The organism is Desulfosarcina sp., from assembly GCF_041551955.1.
GTDB lineage: Bacteria > Desulfobacterota > Desulfobacteria > Desulfobacterales > Desulfosarcinaceae > Desulfosarcina.
In genome coordinates this window covers 1-4,098 of the sequence record NZ_JBFELV010000448.1, presented here as the reverse complement: position 1 = coordinate 4,098, position 4,098 = coordinate 1, and the positions used below count along the sequence as shown (strand labels likewise).

General features: G+C 58.5%; 3 protein-coding genes. All 3 read left to right on the top strand.

Annotated elements, in window-relative coordinates:
* Positions 1-4: 4 nt before the first annotated feature.
* The 3 genes from ABYV26_RS22195 to ABYV26_RS22185 all read left to right on the top strand — a co-directional run bounded on the left by ABYV26_RS22195 (position 5) and on the right by ABYV26_RS22185 (position 3,957).
* Positions 5-109, top strand: a complete 105-nt coding sequence (locus tag ABYV26_RS22195) for a 4Fe-4S binding protein (RefSeq protein WP_372683542.1) — start codon at positions 5-7, stop codon at positions 107-109.
* Between the two features lie 17 nt (positions 110-126).
* Entirely contained in the window at positions 127-3,387 is a 3,261-nt protein-coding gene (locus ABYV26_RS22190; RefSeq protein ID WP_372683541.1) for an FAD-dependent oxidoreductase, read from the top strand.
* 138 nt (positions 3,388-3,525) lie between these two features.
* Positions 3,526-3,957 carry a hydrogenase iron-sulfur subunit gene (locus ABYV26_RS22185; protein ID WP_372683540.1) on the top strand — a complete coding sequence of 144 codons (432 nt, stop codon included), beginning with the start codon at positions 3,526-3,528 and terminating at the stop codon, positions 3,955-3,957.
* Positions 3,958-4,098: the final 141 nt, after the last annotated feature.

Here is a 4,098-nt window from a genome sequence, read left to right as displayed (position 1 = left end):
TGCCATCGCCGGCAAAAAAAAGGAACCCCACCAACTGGATCAGGACAAATGCATTAAGTGCGGCATCTGCTATGATGCCTGTAAATTCGATGCCATCGCCATCAGATAAGATTGAGGAAAAATTAGATGATCACGTTTAAGCTAAACGGTAGGACAGTCCAGGGAGAAGAAGGGCAGTACATTCTCCAGGTGGCCGAAAAGGTCGGTGTGGAGATCCCCACCATGTGCCATCACAAGGCACTGGAACCGGCCGGTATGTGCCGCATCTGTACGGTTGAGCTCTACGACGGCCGCCGCACCCGTTTCGTCACTGCCTGCAACTACCCCATCTGGGAAGGCATGGAAGTCAAAACGGATACCGAGGCGGTTCACGCCGGACGCAAGCTGATCGTTGAGATGCTGCTGGCGCGCTGCCCCGAAGTGCCCCTGCTTCAGGATCTGGCCAAGCAATACGGCATCGAAACACCGCGGTTCAAACTGGAGAACGACACCTGCATCCTCTGCGGCCTGTGCACCCGGATGTGCGAAAAGATGGGCAGCAACGCCATCAGTCTGACCGGCCGCGGCGTGGACATGAAAGTGGACACTCCCTTTCACCTTCAATCCGACGTCTGCATCGCATGCGGTGCCTGTGCGTCGGTCTGCCCCACCGGCCACATCACCCTGGAAAAGATCAGGGAGGTGGTTTCGCGGCGGGGATCCAAACTGATCCCCTCGGAATACGACATGGGCCTTAAGGGCCGAAAACCGGTGTATGTCCCCTACGCCCAGGCCGTGCCAAACACCCCGGCCATCGACCGCGACGTCTGCGCACACTTTAAAACCGGCGGCTGCCAGGTCTGTACCTCCTTTTGCGGCGTGGATGCCATCGACCACACCATGGAAGACGAAATCGTGGAGTTGGAGGTGGGTTCCATCATTCTGGCCCCTGGCTTCGAGCCTTTCGATCCGTCCAAATTCGATGCCTACAACTACGCCAACCATCCCAACGTGATCACCTCCATGGAGATGGAGCGCATCCTCTCCGCTTCCGGACCAACGGACGGCCACCTGGTAAGGCTTTCCGACAACAAGGAACCCAAAAAGATCGCCTGGTTCCAGTGCGTGGGATCCCGGGATATGAACCGCTGCGACAACGCCTATTGTTCGTCGGTGTGCTGCATGTACGCCATCAAGGAAGCCGTCATCGCCAAGGAACACGCCCCCTACGACCTGGACTGCGCCATCTTCTTCATGGACATGCGCACCCCCGGCAAGGAGTTCGAACGTTTTTATGAGAACGCCAAAGCCAAGGGCGTGCGTTTCGTGCGCAGCCGGGTGCACACCATCGATCCGCTGCCGGATTCCGATGACCTGAGCGTCCGCTATGTCACCGAAGCAGGCGAAACGGTCACCGAAACCTTCGACCAGATCGTGCTCTCCATCGGCCTTCAGACCGACCCGGAAGTGGTCGCCATGGCCAACCGACTGGGTATCGAGCTTACCGAGGGGAATTTTTGCAAGACCGACACCTTCTCACCCGTGGAAACGTCCAGAAAGGGCATTTACGTCTGCGGCGCCTTCCAGGGGCCGAAAGACATTCCCCAGTCGGTGGTGGATGCCAGCGCCGCCGCATCGGCCGCCGGCGAGATTCTCGCCGAGGCGCGCAATACCCGCACCCTAACACCCGAGGTGGTTCCCGAAACCAACGTCATCGGCGAGCGGCCCCGCATCGGCGTGTTCGTCTGCCGCTGCGGCATCAACATCGCCGGCGTGGTCAATGTGCCGGACGTCAGGGATTATGCCGCCACGCTGCCCTATGTGGAGTATTTTTCGGACAACCTCTACTCCTGCGCCCAGGACACGCAGGAGACCATGACCCAGATTATCAAGCAGAAAAAGCTCAACCGGGTCGTCGTGGCCGCCTGTACGCCCAAAACCCACGAACCGTTGTTTCAGGAAACCCTGATCAATGCCGGGCTGAACAAATACCTGTTCGAGATGTGCAACATCCGCAACCACGACTCCTGGGTGCATAAAAACAACCCGGACCTGGCCACCCAAAAAGCCAAGGATCTGGTGCGCATGGCCGTCTCCAAGGTGGCCCTGATGCAGCCCCTGCCCGAGGCCCAGCTGAATGTCAACCAGACGGCCCTGGTCATCGGCGGCGGCATATCCGGCATGACCGCAGCCAGAAGCCTGGCCAGCCAGGGTTACATCACCCACATCGTCGAGGCTGCCGACCGGCTGGGCGGCAACGCCCATCATATTTTCAAGACGGCCACCGGCGACCGGGTCAAAGACAAGCTGGGCGAACTGGTGCAGGCCGTTGAGGGTGACGACCGGATCAAGCTTCACCTGAACACTCGGCTGACCGCCGTAGACGGGTTTGTAGGCAGCTTCAAATCCACCCTGACCACCGGTGAAGCCAGTGAGGCGTTGGAACACGGCGTTGCCGTCGTGGCCACCGGCGGAACCGCGCTCAAACCGGATGAATACAACTACGGCAAGGATCCGAGAATACTCACCAGCCTGGAACTGGATGAAAAATTCATCGCCGACGACCCCGGGCTGAAGACGCTAAACTCCGCGGTCTTCATCCAGTGTGTGGGGTCCCGTCAGCCGGATCGCCCTTACTGCAGCCGGGTCTGCTGCACCCACTCCATCGACAACGCCTTGGAGTTGAAGAAAATCAACCCGGACATGCAAGTCTACATCCTCTACCGGGACATCCGTACCTACGGCGAGCGTGAGTACCTGTATAAGAAGGCCCGCGAAGCCGGCGTGATCTTCATCCGCCACGACCTGGACAACAAACCGCAGCTGGCGATCAAAGACGGCAGCATCCGTATCACCGTCACCGATCACGTACTGCAGCGTCCCATGGAAATCACCGCCGACCTGGTCACCCTGGCGTCGGCCATCCTGCCCAACAAGGATGAAGCCCTGGCCCAGTTCTTCAAGGTGCCGCTCAACGACGACAGCTTTTTCGTGGAAAAGCATGCCAAGCTGGGGCCCAGCGAGTTTGCCACCGACGGCGTGTTTCTCTGCGGTCTGGCCCATTATCCCAAGCCCATCGACGAGGCCATTGCCCAGGGCCGGGCCAGTGCGTCGCGCGCCATCACCCTGCTGTCTAAAGAGACCATCAACACCAGCGGCACGGTGGCCGAGACGGAACCGAGCATCTGCAGCAGCTGTGGGGTCTGCGTCTCCATCTGCCCCTACTCGGCACCATCCTTTATCGCCGCCGACGCCCGCATGCATGCCGGAAAGGCCCAGATCAATCCGGTGCTGTGCAAGGGCTGCGGTCTGTGCGTCGCCTCGTGTCGTTCCGGGGCGATCCATCTCAAAGGATTCGACAACGACCAGATCTTTGCCCAGATCTTTTCCATGAACGAAGCGGTGTGAACGAAGGGGCCAAGGATTCAAGGGGTGAAAACCAAACATACGGACCCGTGGATCGTATAATCCTCGAAACTGGAAGATGTGATCGCCCAGGCTAAAAAATAGCTGCAATGATCACCATAGGAAGAAGGAGAAGGTATCATGTCTGACTGGGAACCGAAAATCGTCAGTTTTCTCTGCAACTGGTGCAGTTATGGTGCAGCGGATCTGGCCGGCGTAAGCCGAATGCAGTACCCTTCCAACATCCGGGTGATCCGCATCCCCTGCACGGGCCGCATGGACCCGAAGTTCGCCCTGACGGCCCTGCGGGAAGGGGCCGATGCGGTTTGGGTGAGCGGGTGACATCCCGGCGAATGCCATTACCTGGAAGGTAATTACTACGCACGACGGAAATTCACCCTGTTTAAAAACCTGATGGAACTGATGGGCATCGAACCGGACCGCCTGCACTTCTCCTGGATCTCTTCGGCGGAATCCACCAAGTTCGTGAACGTGGTCAAGGACGTGACTGAAAAGGTCAAAGCCATCGGGCCCAACACCCATTTCATCAAAAATACGGCCAAGGTAGCATAACATGGTAGGATACACTGATAAGATTAAAGAGATAGCCGGTCGACTGCTCAAGGATTGCACCGTGGACCTGGTCATCGGCTTCCGCAAGGGAACCATGCCCATGATGAACGAACCCTGCTTTGCCACCACGCCTGAAGCGGT

Coding starts and splice junctions, on each gene's coding strand:
- ABYV26_RS22190 (WP_372683541.1), top strand. CDS start 127: ATGATCACGTTTAAGCTAAACGGTAGGACAGTCCAGGGAGAAGAAGGG.